General features: G+C 42.1%; 14 protein-coding genes and 1 pseudogene. 12 read left to right on the top strand and 3 right to left on the bottom strand.

From position 1 onward, the window contains the following. Positions 1 to 27: 27 nt before the first annotated feature. Both Phpb_RS12695 and Phpb_RS12690 read right to left on the bottom strand, forming a co-directional pair. Positions 28 to 846 (bottom strand): 2OG-Fe dioxygenase family protein, encoded by an 819-nt coding sequence (locus Phpb_RS12695; RefSeq protein ID WP_065390642.1) that lies wholly within the window; start codon positions 844 to 846, stop codon positions 28 to 30. A 1,043-nt stretch (positions 847 to 1,889) separates the two neighbouring features. Beyond that, a complete protein-coding gene (locus tag Phpb_RS12690) occupies positions 1,890 to 3,275 on the bottom strand; it encodes a carbohydrate porin (RefSeq protein WP_065390641.1) in 1,386 nt (461 codons plus the stop codon). Positions 3,276 to 4,702: 1,427 nt separating this feature from the next. Between Phpb_RS12690 and Phpb_RS12680 the strand changes: the two genes are divergently transcribed. The 4 genes from Phpb_RS12680 to Phpb_RS12660 all read left to right on the top strand — a co-directional run bounded on the left by Phpb_RS12680 (position 4,703) and on the right by Phpb_RS12660 (position 11,158). After that, a complete protein-coding gene (locus Phpb_RS12680) occupies positions 4,703 to 6,700 on the top strand; it encodes a dehydrogenase E1 component subunit alpha/beta (protein WP_065390639.1) in 1,998 nt (665 codons plus the stop codon). Between the two features lie 9 nt (positions 6,701 to 6,709). After that, a complete protein-coding gene (locus tag Phpb_RS12675; protein ID WP_065390638.1) occupies positions 6,710 to 8,266 on the top strand; it encodes a biotin/lipoyl-containing protein in 1,557 nt (518 codons plus the stop codon). Then, positions 8,259 to 10,109 (top strand): type I polyketide synthase, encoded by a 1,851-nt coding sequence (locus Phpb_RS12670; protein ID WP_065390637.1) that lies wholly within the window; start codon positions 8,259 to 8,261, stop codon positions 10,107 to 10,109. Before Phpb_RS12675 ends, Phpb_RS12670 begins: the two co-directional genes overlap by 8 nt. A gap of 626 nt (positions 10,110 to 10,735) precedes the next feature. Beyond that, on the top strand, positions 10,736 to 11,158 hold the full coding sequence (locus tag Phpb_RS12660) for a cupin domain-containing protein (RefSeq protein ID WP_036775759.1): 423 nt from the start codon (positions 10,736 to 10,738) through the stop codon (positions 11,156 to 11,158). Positions 11,159 to 11,547: 389 nt separating this feature from the next. Here Phpb_RS12660 and Phpb_RS26875 read toward each other — a convergent pair. After that, positions 11,548 to 11,719: pseudogene (locus Phpb_RS26875) on the bottom strand (IS982 family transposase); the annotation flags it as partial. Positions 11,720 to 11,847: 128 nt separating this feature from the next. On the opposite strand from Phpb_RS26875, the gene Phpb_RS12655 reads away from it, so the two are divergent. The 8 genes from Phpb_RS12655 to Phpb_RS12620 all read left to right on the top strand — a co-directional run bounded on the left by Phpb_RS12655 (position 11,848) and on the right by Phpb_RS12620 (position 20,577). Further along, the gene (locus Phpb_RS12655; RefSeq protein ID WP_065390636.1) at positions 11,848 to 12,099 is read left to right on the top strand and encodes a DUF4160 domain-containing protein; all 252 of its coding nucleotides are present in this window, start codon (positions 11,848 to 11,850) and stop codon (positions 12,097 to 12,099) included. Positions 12,100 to 12,104: 5 nt separating this feature from the next. Then, positions 12,105 to 12,338 carry a DUF2442 domain-containing protein gene (locus Phpb_RS12650; protein ID WP_065390635.1) on the top strand — a complete coding sequence of 78 codons (234 nt, stop codon included), beginning with the start codon at positions 12,105 to 12,107 and terminating at the stop codon, positions 12,336 to 12,338. 604 nt (positions 12,339 to 12,942) lie between these two features. After that, positions 12,943 to 14,094 (top strand): flagellar biosynthesis protein FlhB, encoded by a 1,152-nt coding sequence (gene flhB, locus Phpb_RS12645; RefSeq protein WP_065390634.1) that lies wholly within the window; start codon positions 12,943 to 12,945, stop codon positions 14,092 to 14,094. Beyond that, positions 14,087 to 16,168: a flagellar biosynthesis protein FlhA gene (gene flhA, locus Phpb_RS12640; protein ID WP_065390633.1), complete on the top strand. Its 2,082-nt coding sequence runs from the start codon at positions 14,087 to 14,089 to the stop codon at positions 16,166 to 16,168. The genes flhB and flhA overlap by 8 nt, the downstream gene beginning before the upstream one ends. Before the next feature lie 368 nt (positions 16,169 to 16,536). Next, positions 16,537 to 16,902, top strand: a complete 366-nt coding sequence (locus Phpb_RS12635) for a hypothetical protein (RefSeq protein WP_065390632.1) — start codon at positions 16,537 to 16,539, stop codon at positions 16,900 to 16,902. A 373-nt stretch (positions 16,903 to 17,275) separates the two neighbouring features. Next, a complete protein-coding gene (locus Phpb_RS12630; protein WP_065390631.1) occupies positions 17,276 to 17,695 on the top strand; it encodes a hypothetical protein in 420 nt (139 codons plus the stop codon). A 683-nt stretch (positions 17,696 to 18,378) separates the two neighbouring features. Then, positions 18,379 to 18,822, top strand: a complete 444-nt coding sequence (locus Phpb_RS12625) for a hypothetical protein (RefSeq protein WP_065390630.1) — start codon at positions 18,379 to 18,381, stop codon at positions 18,820 to 18,822. A 180-nt stretch (positions 18,823 to 19,002) separates the two neighbouring features. Beyond that, positions 19,003 to 20,577: a WD40 repeat domain-containing protein gene (locus Phpb_RS12620; RefSeq protein ID WP_065390629.1), complete on the top strand. Its 1,575-nt coding sequence runs from the start codon at positions 19,003 to 19,005 to the stop codon at positions 20,575 to 20,577. Positions 20,578 to 20,591 lie beyond the last annotated feature (14 nt).

Genomic DNA, 20,591 nt, shown 5'->3' with positions numbered 1-20,591 from the left:
TTGTCAATCATTCTTATGGCAAAAGCGCTATTGGGAACACCTGTCACTCTGTTCTAGTGGAGTGAAGTCAATCAGAATGATAGTACGGACTCCAACACTGGCGTTTTCATCGCAAATTACAGGATTGATGTAATGACAAATCGCTGCGTCATCGATGATGTAGCTATCAAGGGGATCATTAAGGAGAAAGCGAGTTATTTCGTGAGCAGGTACTGATTCAAGCTGGCAATTAGCATAATAAGGGGGCGCGATATGTGTTGCGCCGCCTTCGACATTGCAACGTTCAATTAAATGTACAGCGGTGAACGGCTGACCGTCACGATGAAAACAGTTAGGTGTAATTTTCGCTGGTTTACCCGGTAGTGCCTGCATTCGTATCAGATGCACACCACACAATAAACGGGAATAATGCTCCGCCATGCCGGTTAGACTCAGATCGTGCCAAATGAGTTTATTAAGTAGCCCTTTATTCAGTATCTCGTCAGACATGCGCAGGAATTTGCGTACCACACCGCCAAATTCAGGTTGATATTCACTTCCCTGATGATAATCAATCTCTATGCTGCCATCGGGCTGCGGATAACCTGTTTTCCAATCAATATCTTCTGTTTCCCAGCTCCATATTCCTTCACAATAACTGCGGTGACGACCACCGTCACCAAATCGGTCTAATGGCAGTGACCTCGATAATTCACAGAGAAAGACAAGATCGATTTTTTCGCTGTCAGAAAGGTCAAGATCGGTGGCATTGAAAGTGGCAAAACCTTGTTGGTGCAAGTTGTTGCGGATATGTGCGGTAGTAAGATGGTAACTATCTGGTGCGTTAGTCAATATATTCCAGCCCATTGTAATATCTCTTTATTAGGGTGAACTAAAATGACATCGTATTGAATTAATTACGATATCTTAATAAGAACTCGTTAATATTAATTAAATCAAAAAACTATTTAGTATATTTTATGATTATGAAAAAACACCTATAAATAAGAAGATCGAGGTTTCGCATAGTCAGTGCAACAACATTGCCATGCTTTTTGTCGATCTACAAAATCAATCAATTAATTTCTGACAAATCAGATAGTAAAGAATATTGCTAGATAAATGAGAGAGATAACTTTAAATAGGCTATTAGACAAACCTACTATATTATAATAACCGTTTTTTGAGTGAATTAATGACCTCAATAGCATCCTCCGACAATAGCCATTTTTAATGGGAACAACGCCTTCACTGTGGCTTCCGCCAATCATAGAAACAGTCCAACAATAAAAATATTTTCACTAGAATTCAATTAGAAAATAGATCGCAAAGTATACAATGTCAACTTGGGTTTTTATTTTTTATTTGGCAAAAAAAATTTACATATAAAGAGGTGTTCGAAGATTATATTATTTTTAATTGATTTTAAATCTGGTATATTATCAACTCAAGAAATTAATGGATTATCCAGTGTCAGTTTAGCCATTAAAGGCTTGTCAGTAGCAAAATTCTGCTATTTATATTGTTTGAATATAAATAGATTGCCAATTTTTCAAATATCCATCAATTCTTACTATCTTCAGAAGAAAACGTGGATTTAATTTCTCGATTAATACGATTTTTGTTTGATTATCTTTGTAGAAACGATACGAGTACTTATTAAATATTTATCTGTTTTGTGGGTTTTAGATAATCTTAATTCTGCTTCTGGTAGTCAATGTGAATTAAGATTGGGCGATATGCGCCAGCTATCATAAATTCATACAGCCCTCTAATTTCATCATTGATGTCTATTAGAGGGTGTTTGAAAGCAGGGTGTATTGCGCTGCGTGGGCGGTTATATCCATGCCCTTACTCGTAAGCAGAAATATCTCTGTAGGTAAGGTACAACGGAAATCAATTAACCTGCGTCAGAAGAAATATTTAAATCTGGCGCGTGCGCCGTAGCGTCGGTCATTATTACTGTTGGCAATTTTGTTGTTATCATTCGCCTCCAGCATAGAGACATAGGCGCCAAGATAGAGATTAAAGTTCTTCATATTCATAATACTAGGAATCTGATATGACATATGGATGGTATTTATATCGTATTTACCCGGTTCATTGAATGGGTGATTAATACGCGCGGGCATATTGTCGGTATTGAATGTTTCGATATTGTTGTGGGCATAGATATAGCCCAGTTCGAAACGATGCCACATCACATTAATTCCGGTCGTGAAATTGTGTTCATCTGAAGCATCCAGATAGGCGGTATTCAGGTTAGCGACAATGCCGTCGTCAGGGTTGGTTTCCAGACCGTTCCAACTGAGTGTCAGGCCGTAACCATTGCGTCTGGATTGATCGACCCATTGCCCTTGATTATTCTGGTAGCCATAGGCGTTATTGACGATATTACTTTCCATTGCTACGGCTGCACTAAATTGATCTTTTTTCCAGGCTGCTACCGGGCGCACATAGGCGACATTTTTTTTATTTTCCAATGTATTGCCGTGGTAGGTGTTATCTCGGAATAGCGAAGTGCCATCTTCAAGTAAAGTATTAAGTTCGAAATACCAATTACCGACGTATTTGCTCAACATCAAGTTGCCGCCGCTGTTACTGCGGCCACGTCCTTCTTTCATCATGTAGATATAGCCGAAACCATCGGCATACAAATCGTTGGCGGTATTACCAGAATACTGAATAAAAGTGTCTTGGTTGAGTGGGAACATATCGTAGGCTTCGAAACGCCCGATTTTTACCTGCCAGTTTTTCTCATTGCCGAAGAAGAAAGCGGCGTCGTCGAGATTCATTTTACCGGTCATGTCTGCCAACGGTTGCACTCGAAAGCCGGCAAAGTTGTTGTTTTGATCACGGCGGTAGCCGTCCAGCCCGACCAAAATGCGGCCATTAACATTCCAACGCTCTTTGTCGCCGGGTTTCCAGTCTTTATTCTCGCTGGTTTTAAGTGAAGTAAGCTGACCAGTTCGGCTGGCGCCGTCGAGATTGAATTCCACATCGCCGTACAATTTTAGATCGCCAAAATCATTCAATTTCAAGTTGCTAGTTGATGAAGCGCTATTTTCCAGCGAAGTGGGGTGTTGTGCTACTTGTGTGGCCTGTTGTTTGGTTTCGATAGCGTGCTGTTCCAGTCGCTGTGCGCGTTGCTCAGCGGCTGTAGCTCGTGCTTCCGCTTGTTGTAGTCGCTGCTCAAGCGCATCGAGGCGTGCTTCGATGCTGTTAGCAGGTGAAGCAAGGGCGGAAGTTGCAAACATCAATCCTGGTGTGACAATCAAATAGCGAAGATTTTTCATGATATTCTGTTCTTTTAGGATATTGGTTATTATATCGTAATTAAATTATCAAGCTGGTTTTCTAGATTAGAAGATAATTGAGTTGGTTAGCAGATCGCAATCAAGTCCACTAACCAGATAAAGCTATTGTGATCGAATACGCAAATTCGGTAGAAAGATAAGTAACGGTGGGATGAATGTTCACCACTGTGGGTTCTGGTTTGAGTTTGCAAGATCGACAGGAATGATTGGCATGGTGAAAGTGGTGGAGTTGTTTATCTATGTTAAACAAGAGGAGCGTCAAAACTGGTGTTATTTAAAAATGAGAAAGAGTTTTTGAAGTGGAAATAATCCCATGAATTAATCATTTTACAAAGTGTGAAAATGATATTTCTTTATTATCATTTTTTTAATTTACTATTTGAATGATTGATAATATATTCAAAGGGTTATGAAATATATTTTTATATGTTGATATCCTACTAATTGCATTATAATATCAGCGCTGTTTGGGATGATAAATTCATAATAATCATATAGTTAAATTTTTTGGTGTCCTTTTTGTGATCATTCCCGCATTACTACAATTTTTTTTATGATAAAACATAGGAGATAATAAGCTAAATTTTAATAAAATATCAGGATTGATGCTGGATGATTTCGTCAATTCAGCTTTATCTATTGTTTGATATGAGGAGGTCATTATTGATATTCATCACAAAACATAATGAATTCTAATGTGAGCATAAAGTCTCAAGTTCGATTGATATAATACATGTTATTATTGAGGCTATGTCTTGGTTAAACATAAAAATACCTAATGAAGAGCTTGTCGAAAAAATCTGATCACTAATAATAATTTAGCAAAGTAATGAATTATTCCTATGTCTTATTATTGCAGGATTTAAAAACATAGGTAAGAGCCTGTTTTTTAATTGTATTGTAATCATGGAAATGCCGATGTTTGTTGGTCCTACTCTTAACGAATGGCTGTTGTTCATCGGTTGGAGTTTTTTAAATGGTGTCACATTATGTTCAGGACAATGCTAAAAATTTAGGGAATACCATGACAGCCGAAACCATTTATGGTTACGGAGATCATTTTTCCCCCCATGTTAGGTGTATATACCCTATGGATTTCAAGATGCGTCGCGACGGCAAGGGAGCGAATCCCCGGGAGCATAGCAAACTATGTGACCGGGGTGAGTGAATGCAGCCAACAAAGAGGCAACTTGAAACATGACGGGTATAAACGTAATTAAAAATTGTGACCGTATACCTCTATCTTTTGCAATTCGTGTAGGCAATAACCCTACGTTCGCTTCTTTATCGGGATCTATAGTCTCTCAAGTAATCATGAACGGGACTAACCCCGTGTTCGCTTTTTTATCAAGCATTAAGCGCAATAACGACAACTACCACGTTAACTATTTGTGAGGAAAAAGAGAGTGATAGACGTACAGATCAATGAAGTACCTCTTAAGGAACACAGCCCTTCAATGGATAACTGTCTGGATGAACAAAAGTTACTTTATGACATGCTGCTGTCACGGGAATTTGATAATCGTAGTGCGATAGTTACACGGCAAGGCCGAGCTTGGTTCCATGTATCGGCTGCTGGACATGAAGGGCTGGCAGTACTGCCGCAGCTTATGGAAAAGAATGATGTGCTGGTTCCTTACTATCGTGATCGGGCATTAGTATTAGCGCGTGGTATGTCTATCACTGAAATGACAAGGGAACTGATGGGAAAGGGCACTTCTCACTCAGCCGGCCGCACCATGTCGAATCATTTTTGTTCCAAAGAGCATAATATCTTCTCGGTAGTCAGCCTGACGGGAACCCAATGTATTCCTGCGGCTGGCGCTGCTTGGGCAAGCGCGTTGGACAATAAAAACGGGCTTGTTGTGTGCGGTGTCGGCGATGCGGCGACCCGGCAGGGAGAATTTTATGAAGCGGTCAGCTTTGCGGTTGAAAGGCGTTTGCCAGTCGTCTTTGTAGTTTCTGATAATAAATTGGGTATTAGTACCTCAACGGAGAAGATGGCTCCGTATCGATTGGGAATATTTAACGAGTGTTGGATTCGCCGTGTTGATGCCCGCAAGCCGGAAACTTTATTTCCTGTCGCACAGGAGGTATTCAATAAGGCGCGATTTGAGCGGACTCCCTGCATATTGGTTTGTCGTATGGATCGGTTGGATTCTCATTCCAATTCAGATTCTCACAAATTGTACCGTACCCCGGATGAGCTGGAGACACTACAGGACCCTATTGAAAATTATGTCGCCTATTTAAAAGAAAAGGGGGCGATTACTGAACAGGCTCTGGCTGAACAAAAAGAGCGCATTAAAGCTGATGTCGCGGAAATATTTGAGCGTGTTTATCACGAGGAAGAGCCTGATCCGGCCAGTGTCAGTACCTATTTGTGTAATCGTGAAAGCGCTCCTGTTGTATATGCTGAGATGGAAGCCGAAGAGACGCAGTTTAAAGCGGTGAATCAGGTTTTGGACGAGGCGTTGAGCCAGAATCCGAAAGTGCTGATATTTGGTGAGGATATTGAAGACCCTAAAGGGGGTGTTTTTGGTTTCACCCGTGGCTTATCCACTCGCTATCCTGATCGCGTTATGAATGCTCCACTTTCAGAAGCCACGATTATTGGCTCATCGGTTGGGTTATCCGCCTGTGGTTGGCGTCCAATTGTTGAATTGCAATTTATTGACTTTGTTGGGCTGGGTCTCAATCAGTTACAGTCGCAACTTGGCACTTTAAGTTGGAGAACGGTAGGGAAATGGCGTTGTCCGGTGGTGATATATGCGCCTTATGGCGCTTATCTCCCAGGAGGCGGTATATGGCACAGTCAAAGCTCGGACGGTATCCTGGCGCATATTCCCGGTATTAATGTTATGGTTCCAACGACACCGGCTGATACCGTCGCATTGTTCCGTACCGCGTTAAGTCTGGACATGCCGAGTCTGATCTTGATCCCTAAACACCTTATGAGAGAGCGCCATGAGCGTCGGTTGGTGACGCCTGTGTCGCTTGGGCAGGCAAATATCGTCAGGGCAGGAAAGGATATTACACTGGTTGCTTGGGGAAATACTATTCAGTTGGCGACGATGGCGGCTCTTCAAGCGGAAAAAAACAATATTGACATTGAAGTGATTGAATTACGTAGTCTGGTACCTTGGGATAAACAACGGATTGCGGAATCTTTGCGCAAAACCGGGCGGCTTATCGTTGTGCAAGAGGATACCCGGACGGCCAGTGTTGGGGCATCCATTATTGCTGATCTTTTGGATGAGAATGACAATTTCTTCTCTTTACTGGCCCCTCCGCGCTTGGTGACGCGTGAAGATATTCATATTCCTTTTAATCCTTGTTTAGAGAAAGCTGTTTTACCCGGCACGGATGACATTTTAGCTTCCGTCTATGCGGTAATGAGCTAAGGAGAATTTATGGCACAGTTGTTTATTCCCCCGATGGGAGAAGGAACCACGGAAGTCGTCATCATCCAGTTACTTAAGCAGGTGGGAGATCATGTCAAGCGTGATGAGCCTGTTTATGAAATGGAGACGGATAAGGCCGCCTTTACCATTGAGTCTGATGTTGAGGGGATCTTGGAAAAATGGTTGGCTGCGGAAAATGATATTATTCCTGTTGGAGCGCCTATTGCAGTCATCAGAGCCGTCGGTGAGGCGGCAGAGCCTTCCCCGGTCAGTGAAGAGTTAACGCCTCCGCCGGAGAAAGTGGAGAGGGTGGAGGAAGTAGAAAAAGTAGAGGCCGCTGTTCCTGAGGTATCTGCTCCTCCTGCGCGTATTCCGCCCAAAACCCGTCAATACGCACAAGAACACCAAATTGAGCCGCACATTCTTAATCAACTGGCGGAAAAATATGGCACATTATTGCCCGGTCATATAGATGATTACCTTCGACAGCACAGTGCAACTAAGATATCAGAAGAAACCAGGCCATCAGAAAAGAGCCATGCAGAAGATGGCAATGTCGGTTTTCTGTCAAGAGATCAGCAGCGTCTTAATCGTGCAATACGGCTGAATAGCGCTGCTGTACAGCCGTGTTGGGCAGCTAAACCCTTATCGATTGAACTTGTTGATAACGCCATTCATCATTTAACGGAGACTTCCGGGCAGCAAGAGTGGATAACGCCATTTCAGGTAATCACTTATGCGATTTCTCAGGCGTTGAAAAAATTCCCGATGTTGCGTTCGAGGCCGCTTGATCAAGAGCGCTATCACACTTATACGGATATCAACCTGGGTATTGCTTTTCTGGATGAAAAAGGCGATTTGAGTTCATTAAAAGTACCGAAAACACAGACAATGGACTTTTTTGAGTTCAGACAGCATCTAAATAGCGTACTTGATCCAGATGCGGAAAAACTGCCTGTCGATGTTGATGTTCCTATGATGGTCTCATATACCGGCAACGATGGCGCCACCTTTGCCGTACCGGTTATTGTGCCGCCGTCCCAGTCAACATTGTTCATTGGCGCTCCTCACAACAAAGAGATGAACCTCGTTCTGGCATTTAATCACTATCTGCTTAATGGGGTCGAGGCGTCTGAGTTTCTGACTGAGATTATTGCTCAGGTTCGTACTCTGTCTGGATCACGATCGGTTGCGCATCAGATAGAAGCTAAACCGGTTAAATCGGTTGCTGGGCAGTTACGTACGCTGCTGGCGGATTTCCTGAATTGGGATGAAGATTTTACTGAATCAATGATGCAGCGCACTTGGGCTGATTTAGGTATTGATTCGCTCAAGGCAGTCAAACTTGCAGAGCGGATGTCAGTGCATTTTCGTCGAAAATTATCGCCAACGCTGTTCTGGCGTTATAGCTCGCCACATCGATTGATTGAATATCTTGACACGGCCAAAACCGAACTGACCGAGAATAAACATTCCTTAGACGACTTTATTAATGCGATGCGAAGTCTTGATGGCGAAGCAGCATTAAGGTTACAGCGCCTCATAGAAGGAGGAAAGCATGGATAATCTGCACCACATATATCATTCGCTTAGCCCGGATGAACAACGGATAGCTAAATCTGCCTTGTTGGAGCATTTAAGTTCCATTACTCCCTCGGTAAGTTGTGTGGGTGATACGAAACAGATGCCTGTTGCTATTGTGGGCATGGCTTTCCGACTTCCTGGGGCGGAAGATTCACCGGAACAAATGTGGGAGATCTTAAGAGCCGGACACAGTGTAATAAAAGAGATTCCAGAGCAGCGGTTTGCATCGGGAAAACCTTATGTCATTCCATTGCCGAAAAAAGCCTTAAAAGCCGGGTTGCTTGAGAGTATTGATGGTTTTGACGCGCCATTCTTTGGCATTTCCCCACGAGTCGCGGCCATGATGGACCCGCAACAGAGAATGCTGTTGGAGCTGACCTGGCAGGCGATAGAAGATAGTGGAGCTAATCCGCAGGGCTATTCAGGATCAAAGACGGGTGTTTTTATTGGCTCGTGCAGTAATGATTATCGTGAACTTGTCGCGGCCGATATGGCGATGGCAAACGCTTATGCAACGCCAGGGACACTGAATTGCCTTTTGGCTAACAGATTGTCGTTTTACTACAACTTTATTGGTCCGAGTTTGCAAATTGACACCGCGTGTTCAAGTGGATTGACAGCATTGACACAAGCGGTGAATTCATTACGTTCAGGGGAGTGCCAACAGGCGATAGTTGGCAGTGTTAACCTATTGAGCAACACATTCAACATGGCTGCTTATTACCGGGCGGGGATGTTATCTAAAGATGGTTGTTGCAGGGTTTTTGACGCGGACGCTAATGGCTTTGTCCGTGGTGAAGGGGCTGTGTGTCTGTTCTTGAAAACGCAAAAACAGGCATTAGAGGATCGTGATCCTATTTATGGATACGTTCGGGCATCGGCGGTCAATCACGGTGGGCGTGCTAACTCACTGACGTCACCTAATCCTGAACAGCAAATTGCGTTGGTTAAGGATTGCTTGCAACAGGCTGGAGTCTCTGCGGAGCAAATCAGTTACCTTGAAGCGCATGGAACAGGAACCTCATTGGGTGATCCCATAGAGTTCAATGCGCTTAATGAGATCTTTAATCGCGATGAATCAAGAGAAGCGTTACAACCTTGCTATATTGGTTCAGTGAAAGCCAATATTGGGCATTTAGAAGGTGCTGCGGGGTTAGCGGGTATCGTTAAAGTTCTATTAATGTTGCAGCATAAATCCATTGTGCCTTGTGCCGCGTTTCAGCGCTTGAACCCTGAAATTGATAGTGTGGATTCGCGCTTACAACTGGCTATAGAGGAAAACCCTTGGCGGGTGGGAGCTGGGCAAAAGCGCTTCGCTGGACTGAGCTCTTTCGGATTGGGTGGCAGCAATTCCCACGTCATTTTGGAGGAGGCGCCAACTCAAGCGCCGCAACAGATTAAAGCCAATTCGGAGGGGTATTATTATCCCATTGCGGCTAATAGCCAGGCATCGTTACAAAAAATGGTGGCTACGCTAGGGGATTTTATTGAGAACGATGAAAACATTGAGTTGTCGGCGGTGAGTTGGACATTACAGTTTGGCAGGGCGGCGTTACCCCATAGGGCACTGTTTGTTGCCACATCACGACAGGATCTACTAAGACAGCTACGGGATTTTGCTTCGTCTGTTTCAACCAAAGAAGATCAATGGCTTCATATGGCAGAAGACGACTCTCGATTCTTATGGTTACAAGGTCAGGATATAGATTGGCGTACCTGTTGGCCTTCCGGGCAGAAACCGTTGCGTATTCGATTACCCAAATATGCTTTTGAACATCGGCATTATTGGTTGCCTCACAATGAAGCTGTGGTTGCAAAACAGTAGGCGGTGAAGCGGAACAGGAAAACCAAACAGCGTGGTGGAAACCCCACAATCTCGGAAGAGGTTGTGGGGTTTGTTTTGTTTGTCTTATGTTCCGATTTGCATTGAAAGAGGAGCCTCGGCGGATTTGGCTAAGAAATTAGTATTTAATTTAATTAAAACGATGCTCAAGCAGTTAAAGGGTATTTTTATAATGAATATTTTAGTTGCTGTACTAAAATAAAGAAATTGCGTTTATACATCTTTAAAATAGTTATTTTTAGTGAGGGTTAAGGTTAATTTAATTAGTTTCATTATTGTCATGACTTAATAATGTAATTAACCTAATTTTTGGTTGGTATTATTTTAAACTTAGGTTATCTTCTACAAAGATATTTAAAATAATCGTTTTTCAGTGATTGTTATCACAAAGTGAATATTTGTAAAATACTACTATGGAATTACATATTTCTGTTTGATATATTGTTAATAACCAGTTAGTTTCTTTATCGATATAATTTTGTGATGATTGAAATTTTACTGGGAAATATTATTTATTTGATAGAGAGATAGTGTTATTTAAATTAATAAAGAGAGATGATAGTTACTTTAAAATAAAATCTTATTTATAGAGATAAAAGGAAAGTAATATGGAATTTATTAAAAATAGATTTTGTCACTGGAACGGTGAACATCTCGTTGTCGATACAATGGCTAGAAGTCATAAAATGGTAAACAGTATGGGAACGGGCGAGGGATTAGTTTCGTTTGATGGCTTTGGTGCTGATCTAATTCGTTTCAGCAAAGATGAAGGGATGCAGAATCATACTCACTTAGGTCATCATATCTTATTTGTCCTCTCAGGAACGGGTTATGTTATTTATGCTGGTGAAAAGCATAAAATAGAACCTGGAGTTTGTTATTTTGTGAATGGACAAATAGATCACGCGATTAAAGCAACTAGCGATTTGGTTATGCTTGTTGTCGGTAATAATCATTGTGCGGTTGATTCGCAAGATAGGACGACGCTGGTGCCATATAGAGAAGGAACCCCAGAAGAATTAAAGGTTTAACTTGGGATAAATTGAATTAAACATATGCTAGTGCTTGGTGAGTTGCGAGAATGCCATGATATTCTGCCAGAGATAAAGTATCTAAGATTATATTCATGAAGATAATTATAGATCAGGATAAGTAATTTGAGTGATAAAAGGATTATATAAGATTTTTCAATTAATATATATGAGCATCTCATGAAGGGGATCAGGTACTAGCCTATGAAATATTAAATTTACTGAAAATAAAATGGAGAAATATATTAGAGATAATGTTTGTTGTAATGATAAAGATGGAAATGACTATTGAAATTATTTTAATCTAATATTTAAATTGGAAAATAATTTCAATGAGTGGTAGTAATGAGTTTCGGAATGGAAAATGATTTAAATAACCTGAGTTCTGCTTAAGCCGTTACTAACATATCCATTTTTAAGCAGGAAATATTCAGTGACTTTGTTATCTTTGTGACAATAAGTTATCTGTCCCCCTAACACATTTAACATTAATCCTTGCACACTACAGGGTCGTGAATGTTCTATCTGAGAAATATTGGGTATCCGTATTTGGGGATTGATGAACCAACTAAAGGATTCCCTTTCTCGATATTTATATCTCGTATTTAATGTTTGAGTGGTGTCAATCTTAGTGCTACGGTGAATAGTATTATATGACTGGTGAATCATTGTTTCTCAGGCCATTATAAATGCCAGAGTTTTTTGGCATCCTGATCCGGATGTACTACGACGACCATAATCCGCCTCATTTCCATGCTTACTACGGTGAACATGAGGCTATTATCTCAATTGAAACTTTGGAGGTCATGGAAGGCTCATTGCCCAAACGAGCAAAGGCTCTGGTCATCGAATGGGCGGTTGAGCACAGGCAGGATCTGCTGAATGACTGGCAACTGGCTGAGCAGCATCAGCCTCTCAACAAGATTGAACCGCTGGAGTGATTATCATGCGCAGAGTAACGAAAGTGGAAATAAAGCCAGAATACACCCTAGCGGTGACGTTCGATGATGGCACCTATGGAGAGGTGTGCATCGCAGATCGGTTGTTCGGACCTATGTTTGAGCCACTGAAAGAGCAGAAATTCTTTGCCCAAGCGCGTGTTGATGAGTATGGCGCAGTGTGCTGGCCGAATGATGCTGATCTGGCATCCGACGCACTCTACAAAAAGCTCAAATCCTAATATATGACTGAATTATTTGCATTGCTTGCGTTTGGATATTGGTAAAAGCGAGCGTTTTATTCATTTTCTAGAAGGTATTGATGGACTTACTAAAATACAATTTGTGGATGAAAAATGGCGAGCATAGTTTGAGGGGAGGGTGCTTTTTTTCTGCCCAAAATTCAATTGATTATTCCATTTTTGATTGAGTCAATTCAAATGTATTTTCAGTTTAATTTTTTAAACTACTGATTAATGAATTGACTCTTAAGAAAAATCTCCTCTTTATGTTGACTACCAACGTACCCTATTGCCATCTACTTCACTTCTTCCCCTTTGACTAACCACATTAATCATTTGTTTAACTAAAATAATTACCATATTGCTACAACTTAAAAGGTAATAATTGATCGGTAATGCAATATATTTTAGTTAAAGAGATATAGAAAAGTTCAGAAATTAATGAAAATAAAATCGAATTTTTTGCTGTTAGCTCTATCCCGCAAATACCCGGTCAAATTTCTCATTGTTCCAGCCATCGGATTTTCTCTCTTTTGTCATGCTAACCGCTATTTGATTCCATATTTTCTGAGCGATAGCGTTTAGAAATCTGACAAGGAAAGCCGTGGCCGAAGATAGCGATCTTGAGAAAACAGAAGAACCCACGCCCCATAAGCGGGAGAAAGCCCGCAAAGAGGGGCAAATAGCCCGCTCCAGAGAGCTGAGTTCTATATTGATGTTGACCAGTGGCTTAAGTTTGCTCTGGATGAGTGGTCAGTCCATGACGCATGAATTGTCGTTGATGGTGTTTGAAGGGTTTAACTTCGATCACAGTATGGTCAGCAATGATAAGCAGATGGTTCAACAGATTGGCAGATTGCTTCAACAGGCTGTTTTGGCTTTGTTGCCGGTTTTTGCTGGATTAGTGTTAGTTGCATTAAGTGCCCCGGCGCTATTGGGTGGGTTAGTGTTCAGTACCAAATCCATCAAATTTGATGCGAAAAAATTAAATCCCATTTCTGGCCTGAAACGTATTTTCTCAATGAATGCGTTAGCGGAATTATTCAAAGCACTACTTAAAGCAGGATTTGTCGGTATTGGGGCCGCACTGTTTCTTTGGATGAATTGGCCCGACATGTTGAGGCTGATAGCTCAACCGCCACTGTTGGCGCTGGATGATGCTATGCAAATGCTGATCTTCGCCGGTTATGTGGTTGTTTTCATGTTGATACCGATGGTGGCTTTTGATGTTGTTTACCAGATCTACAGCCATTTGAAAAAACTGAGAATGACCCGGCAGGAAATAAAGGATGAATTTAAAGAACAAGAGGGGGACCCACATGTTAAAGCGCGTATCCGTCAGCAACAGCGGGCGGCTGCCCGTCAGCGTATAATGGCGGATGTACCGAAAGCGGATGTGATTATCACCAACCCAACTCACTATGCTGTTGCGTTGAAATATGACGAAAAAGCAATGAGCGCGCCGAAAGTATTGGCGAAAGGGGCGGGGTTAATTGCTTTACGTATTAAGGAAATAGGTACAGAAAACCGCATTCCATTACTTGAGGCGCCGCCACTTGCCAGAGCACTTTATCGCCATAGTGAAGTCGGCGGGCATATTCCCGCGACACTTTATGCGGCAGTCGCGGAAGTCATTGCCTGGGTCTATCAATTGAAACGTTGGAAACAGGAAGGCGGCTTGAAGCCGAAGAAACCTGAAAATCTGCCAGTGCCGCCAGCACTGGATTTTGCTGGAGAAAATAATCGTCATGGCTAATCTGGCCTCTATACTTCGTTTACCGGGCAATATGAAAGGCTCGCAATGGCAAATGCTTGCCGGGCCGGTATTGATCCTCTTGATTTTGTCGATGATGGTATTGCCATTGCCGCCATTCATGCTTGATTTGCTGTTTACGTTTAACATAGCGCTATCAATCATGGTGTTGCTGGTGGCGATGTTTACCCGGCGTACGCTGGATTTCGCCGCATTTCCGACCATTTTGCTGTTCTCCACATTATTGCGTTTGTCTCTTAACGTAGCTTCAACCCGTATCATTCTATTGGAAGGGCATACTGGCTCTGCGGCGGCGGGGCGCGTTGTAGAAGCATTTGGTCATTTTCTGGTTGGCGGCAATTTCGCTATCGGGATTGTGGTATTTATCATCTTGGTATTGATTAACTTTATGGTCATTACTAAAGGTGCGGGGCGAATTGCCGAAGTGGGCGCCCGTTTTGTGCTCGATGGCATGCCGGGTAAACAGATGGCGATTGATGCCGATTTGAATGCCGGATTAATTGGTGAAGACGAAGCGAAGAAACGCCGCACGGAAGTGACCCAAGAATCGGATTTTTATGGTTCGATGGATGGCGCCAGTAAATTTGTGCGCGGCGACGCGATTGCCGGATTGATGATCTTGGTTATCAACGTCGTCGGCGGCTTAATTGTCGGTGTGGCACAACACGGTATGAGTCTTGGGGATGCGGGAGAGACTTATACCCTGTTAACCATTGGTGATGGTCTGGTTGCACAGTTGCCTGCGCTGATTATTTCGACTGCGGCGGGTGTGATTGTTACCCGTGTAGCAACGGATCAGGATGTTGGTCAGCAGATGGTGACTCAACTGTTCAATAACCCCAGAGTGATGATGTTGAGTGCGGGTGTTCTCGGATTGTTGGGTATGGTGCCGGGAATGCCAAACTTTGTTTTCCTGTTATTTACCGTGGCGTTGGCCGGTCTTGGCTGGTATCTATATCGTCGCACTGATGCGCCGGTAATGAACACAGAAAAACCAAAAATAGAAGAGCAACAACAGGCGTCGGAGGCTTCATGGTCTGATGTTCAGCTTGAAGATCCCTTGGGTATGGAAGTGGGATATCGCCTGATCCCGATGGTTGATTTTCGCCAGAATGGTGAGTTATTGGGGCGAATCAGCGGTATTCGTAAGAAATTTGCCCAAGAAATGGGATACTTACCACCGGTTGTTCATATCCGGGACAACCTTGAACTGGCTCCGGCTGGCTACCGTATTCTGATGAAAGGAGTGGAAATTGGTCGCGGTGAAGCGCATCCGGGGCGCTGGCTGGCGATTAATCCCGGTGGCGCCGTGGGGGAATTGCAAGGTGATATTACGAAAGATCCCGCTTTTGGTCTGTCTGCGGTTTGGATTGATGACAGCCTCAGAGAACAAGCTCAGGTTCAGGGATATACGGTGGTTGCCGCCAGTACGGTGGTTGCGACCCATATGAATCACCTGTTGACGCAATATGCGAATGAGTTATTTGGTCGTCAGGAAGCGCAACAACTGTTTGAGCGGGTCAGCCAAGAGATGCCTAAACTGACGGAGGACTTTATTCCTGATGTTGTGAATCTGACAACCTTGCATAAAGTGCTGCAAAATCTGTTGTCCGAACAAGTGCCGATTCGGGATATGCGGACAATTATTGAAACCTTGGCTGAACATGCCCCGGGACAAACTGATCCCTATGAATTGACATCTTTGGTTAGAATCGCACTTGGCCGAGCAATTGCTCAACAGTGGTTTCCCGGTGCGCAGGAAATTCAGGTCATCGGATTGGATGCGGGCCTTGAGCGTTTATTAATTCAGGCGTTGCAAAATGGCGGAGGTCTGGAGCCCGGATTGGCGGATAACTTACAACGGCAGGCAATGGAAGCACTACAACGTCAGGAAATGTTGGGAGCGCCTCCGGTACTGTTGGTTAATCATGCATTACGCCCGCTGTTATCACGTTTCTTGCGTAGAACTTTGCCGCAATTAGTGGTTTTATCTAATCTTGAAATCAGCGATAACCGTCAAATTCGTATGACAGCGACCATCGGTGGTAACGGGTAGCTGTATCAATAGAAAATAGCAGGCCGTTTTATTCCAAAATGACCTGTTATAATCATCTCTCGACAGTAATAGTCATTTTTAATCATCAAAATGAATAATATCAATGCCGGGTTCCCCTAGTTTAATATTAGCTTAATTATGACAGAGGCAAAATTAGAAGTGGATAAATGGGCTTGTAAAATAATTAACTAAAATCTCATTGTGATAATTATAACTTTTCTAATTGTTATTAATTGATTTTTATGAGCTCCTTCTGATTGAGTTAAGTTATCAGTATTTTCCTTATTTTAATATGGCTGAACGGATATTGCATAGGTAATATCTAGCAGAAGTTTGGCAAAGTTAATTAACATGAATAAGGAGTTGTTATGATAAATAAAAAAGTGAGTGTTCTTGCAGGATTGTTTTTATCTTTAATTGCTGGAACAGGAGTAGCAGCTGAAAAAGTATCGGCTAATAAAATAGAGGAGGAAGCTGTTCCAGGCGATTTTACTTGTTTAAAATACCTACCTGCTGACGGTGATTATACAGGAAAATTAGTTTATGCTTTTTCTGTAGATAACTGGGGTTATAATTGGTATTGGTTTGTGAGCTTAAACTCGGATGATTCGGGATGTGTAGGGATTGATAAAACCAGTGTAAGACATGATAATATTGCTTATGACGCTTTTGCTCAAAGTAAGATTTTAAAAATTAAAGTCAGTAAAAATCGTATAACAGGAATAGCTCAGTAATTTTATTCACTATTATTGATGATGTTACTTAAAATACTTTATTGCTAAACCAGTGCGTTAATTGTGCTGGTTTTACGCTATTTTGATATAAATAATGGATGTAATCTATATGTTATTTATTTCCAATATGCCTTTTACTTCAAATTAATAAATGATGATTTTATATCCTGGCTGATGTTAAAAATTTTCGAAATAGCTTAAAAATAAATCAATCCGTACTGAGTGCAATAATAAATAACGGACTAAATAGTCGAGTATTGAATAAAAGAATGATAAAGGAAAGATAAAAAATAACACACCAAATTGGGTGACGAGAAAGGAAAATTCAGTAATATCTGATGCCCTAAACAATTCAAAAGGATGAGAGTTAAATATGTATAAAAATATGTTAAATCCCGTAACATTAAGAAAAACAGCAAATGGACCTCAACTAAAAGGAAATGAGGGTACATATGACACATCAATATTAAAAGGCAGCCCTGTAGGACGAAGGGATATTGGGAATTTCGCACCACTACCCGCTCAAGCAGAAGTTTTTCAAAAAGTTGTTGACGAAAAAATAGCAAGCTTCAAAACAAATGGAAATCCAATATCAATCGTTGTCTGGCATAATAGTCGGACAGGGCTTACCCATATCATGGATGGTCAACATCGGTTTATTGCCGCATGTATACTTGGAGTACCCGTTAATTTGACATGGAAGAAGTTTGGCATACCGCCTAATCAGATAGACTGGAGTGGTACAAAATTCTCGGACGGAATACCGGCTAAAACCAAAATATTTGGAAAATAATTGATTAATTTAATGTACATTAAGCGCGACTTGAGCTGATACAACCCTTGAAAAATTGAGAGTTACCGGTTTTGGTATAGATTTGAAATCTTAAATAAAACGTCAGGTAACTCTCATTCTCTATACTACCAATCTTATTATCAAATAGATAAAACTGGCGAAATAACTCTATTTTTTTAATTTTAAATCTCTATATTTTTAATTCCTTACAATTAACTAATAAACTTCTTCATTTAAATGGATTATTAGTCATGTTGGAAAATTTATTTTTAATTGTTGTATTTAGTCTGATTTGCCAAATGTTTTTATTATGTGGCAGTGGGATGTCTTGGTATAAATACGTAACATTTATAAATGTCATTGATTATTATGTTTTCTCTAATAAAGTCCTTGGTTGATTAGTTTAAATATAATTAAATTAATGGTTGTTGCGATACCAGTGGAATATTGTTTAAACGGTATCTTTTTATGTGAGATTTTTAAAAAAAAGTAATTAAAAATTTATTAAATGGCTGGCAAAAATTCACTTTTCTATAATGCTTAAATATAGCTGATTGTTTCACACGAAAAACGAATAACGTAGTCAAATTAAATATTAAATAGGTGTTATCGGAAGCGAGTCTGCCGAGGGCAGTATCAGCTATAAATAACCAAGGTCTGACATTATTAATAGGGGGAACATTATGTCCACCGAACCGCCGCTATATCAAGAAGATATTGTCGTGATACATGTTGCCACACCCAGTGATTTGGCGAAGTTTGCCGATCAATCACTCTTCTGGAATGAAAAAACCTATGAACAGATGAAAACTGCGGAAGTGTTGTTTACACCCGCCGGAGAAACTCCACCTGGTCTGGGCGTTAAACATGTCGCTACACCCGATAATTTGGCGAAGTTTGTCGATGAAGAAGGTTACTGGAATGAGAAAACCTACAAACAGATGGAAGCTGTGAGGGTGTTGTTTATACCAGCAGAAAAAATACGTGGTGTGGGGATTAAACATGTTGCCACGCCCGACGATTTGGCGAAGTTTGCCGATAAAGAACTTTTCTGGCGTAAGAAAGACTACGAACAGCTAAAAGCCGCAGAGGTGTTGTTTGTACCCAGAGAAGGAATGCCCGTTTAGGGGGCTAAACATATCGCCACGCCAGACGATTCTGCAAAATTTACCGATAAAGCGGCCAATTAGAATGAAAAGAAACATTAAGAGGGGGATAAAGCCAGAATATTGTTTATTCCGAAAATAAAAGAATAGAACGGCGTGTGGCAACGTTAATTTATTTGTCATTCTGTATTGGAGGTATTAATGGCTAACAGCAAGACATCTACTATATCCAGCGAGAATAATTTGTTGGATAAAGAGGAAGTTAAATCCTGGTTTAAATTGTATTCCCTGCCGAAAAGTGAAAATTATGCTCAATTGGTGCAAATAGCGGCGGAAGGTCGGCGTTTAGCTGGGCTGGACCCAGGTCAGATCGATAATAATCCAGGGGCAGGATTTAACCGGGATCTGGATGAAGTGAATTTACTCTTAGTGAATCCCGGTGATGGGGTGCATATCGGAGAAGACCGTGAAATTGCTGTTAATATTGATAAGAACAGCGGCTTACAGTTTATTAATGGCGAATTGGGATTACGCCCCGACTTTAAATTGTCGCTGGAATTGTTTGAGAGTTTTACGGAGGAACAACAAAGGGAACTTTACCGCTGGCTGATCCATGCTGGGGAGATGGCAGCGAGTACAGTGCAGTTGCCCGCATTTGACTTGCCGGCCAACGGTGACAATAAAAACCTTGGTTCTGTTGTCAGTGTCAGCGGCGATGGGAAAACTATCGCGCTTAGTGGGGCGGAAGGAAAGGAACCCGTATATCTATTTTCTTATACCGATAACGGTTGGCGGCAGCAATTCGCTGATTACGTTAGTGGTTATGGCGGCAGAGCGCTCAGCCTGAGCAGAGACGGTAATGTTCTCGCGGTGGGCATTGATAACCGGAACAGTGATGGCGGGCATGGTTCAGTGTTTATTTATCGCAAATTGTCAAATGGCGAGTGGGAGAAACCGGCCAAACTTTGGCTTAGTGAGGCGAACGTTCAGCAGCATTTCGGTTGCGCTGTGGGCCTAAGCGCTGATGGCACACTATTAGCAGTAGGTTCTTATGGCTGGAGATCGGGTGTATTGACTAACTGCGGCGCAGTATATCTTTATCAGTATGACGGGAAGAAATGGTCACAGCTTGGTGAACGTCTGACCTTGGCTTCTCCGGCACAGGGCGATATGTTTGGCGGCAAACTGAGCTTGAGTGCTGATGGTTCAACTTTGGCGGTGGCGGCAACAGGGCGTAATGGTAATAACGGTGAAGTGACGATATTTCATCGTCATGGGGAATATTGGCAGCCGCGACCGCCACTCAATTCGCTGACTTCGCCTTTAACCATCAGCAGTGACGGCTTTGGAGCCAGTCTCAGCCTGAGTGATAGCGGCGATATTTTGGCAGTGGGGTGTCCGGGAGAGAAGAACAATGTTGGTGCGGTCTATTTGTACCAGCGTTACCGTAATGCATGGCAAGCTATGGGGATATTGAGAGAAGCGGTGACTGCCGGGGAAAGGTTTGGTAGCGAACTCTCTTTGAGTGGCGACGGTCGGGTACTGGTGGTGTCAACACCTGTTGGTAAAGATAACACAGGTGTGCAAACCGGTGCAGGATGGTGGTTTAGCTATCAGGATGAACAATGGATTACGCAGGGCAGATTACTGGCAGTGGATGGGGAATTAAACCATAAATTTGGTGCCGGCATTTGTCTTAGCGGTGACGGCAATACGTTGGCGATTGGCGCCAGTGGCTGGAAGAGTGGAGAAGGGAAAGTTTACCTTTACGACTAGCTGAATGAGGAAAA

Origin of the sequence: Photorhabdus namnaonensis, assembly GCF_001684335.1 — a bacterium.
Lineage (GTDB): Bacteria > Pseudomonadota > Gammaproteobacteria > Enterobacterales > Enterobacteriaceae > Photorhabdus > Photorhabdus namnaonensis.
This window is presented reverse-complemented; position numbering and strand designations above follow the sequence as displayed.

Coding starts and splice junctions, on each gene's coding strand:
- Phpb_RS12695 (WP_065390642.1), bottom strand. CDS start 846: ATGGGCTGGAATATATTGACTAACGCACCAGATAGTTACCATCTTACT.
- Phpb_RS12690 (WP_065390641.1), bottom strand. CDS start 3,275: ATGAAAAATCTTCGCTATTTGATTGTCACACCAGGATTGATGTTTGCA.
- Phpb_RS12675 (WP_065390638.1), top strand. CDS start 6,710: ATGGCACAGTTGTTTATTCCCCCGATGGGAGAAGGAACCACGGAAGTC.
- Phpb_RS12670 (WP_065390637.1), top strand. CDS start 8,259: ATGGATAATCTGCACCACATATATCATTCGCTTAGCCCGGATGAACAA.
- Phpb_RS12660 (WP_036775759.1), top strand. CDS start 10,736: ATGGAATTTATTAAAAATAGATTTTGTCACTGGAACGGTGAACATCTC.
- Phpb_RS12655 (WP_065390636.1), top strand. CDS start 11,848: ATGCCAGAGTTTTTTGGCATCCTGATCCGGATGTACTACGACGACCAT.
- Phpb_RS12650 (WP_065390635.1), top strand. CDS start 12,105: ATGCGCAGAGTAACGAAAGTGGAAATAAAGCCAGAATACACCCTAGCG.
- flhA (WP_065390633.1), top strand. CDS start 14,087: ATGGCTAATCTGGCCTCTATACTTCGTTTACCGGGCAATATGAAAGGC.
- Phpb_RS12635 (WP_065390632.1), top strand. CDS start 16,537: ATGATAAATAAAAAAGTGAGTGTTCTTGCAGGATTGTTTTTATCTTTA.
- Phpb_RS12630 (WP_065390631.1), top strand. CDS start 17,276: ATGTATAAAAATATGTTAAATCCCGTAACATTAAGAAAAACAGCAAAT.
- Phpb_RS12625 (WP_065390630.1), top strand. CDS start 18,379: ATGTCCACCGAACCGCCGCTATATCAAGAAGATATTGTCGTGATACAT.
- Phpb_RS12620 (WP_065390629.1), top strand. CDS start 19,003: ATGGCTAACAGCAAGACATCTACTATATCCAGCGAGAATAATTTGTTG.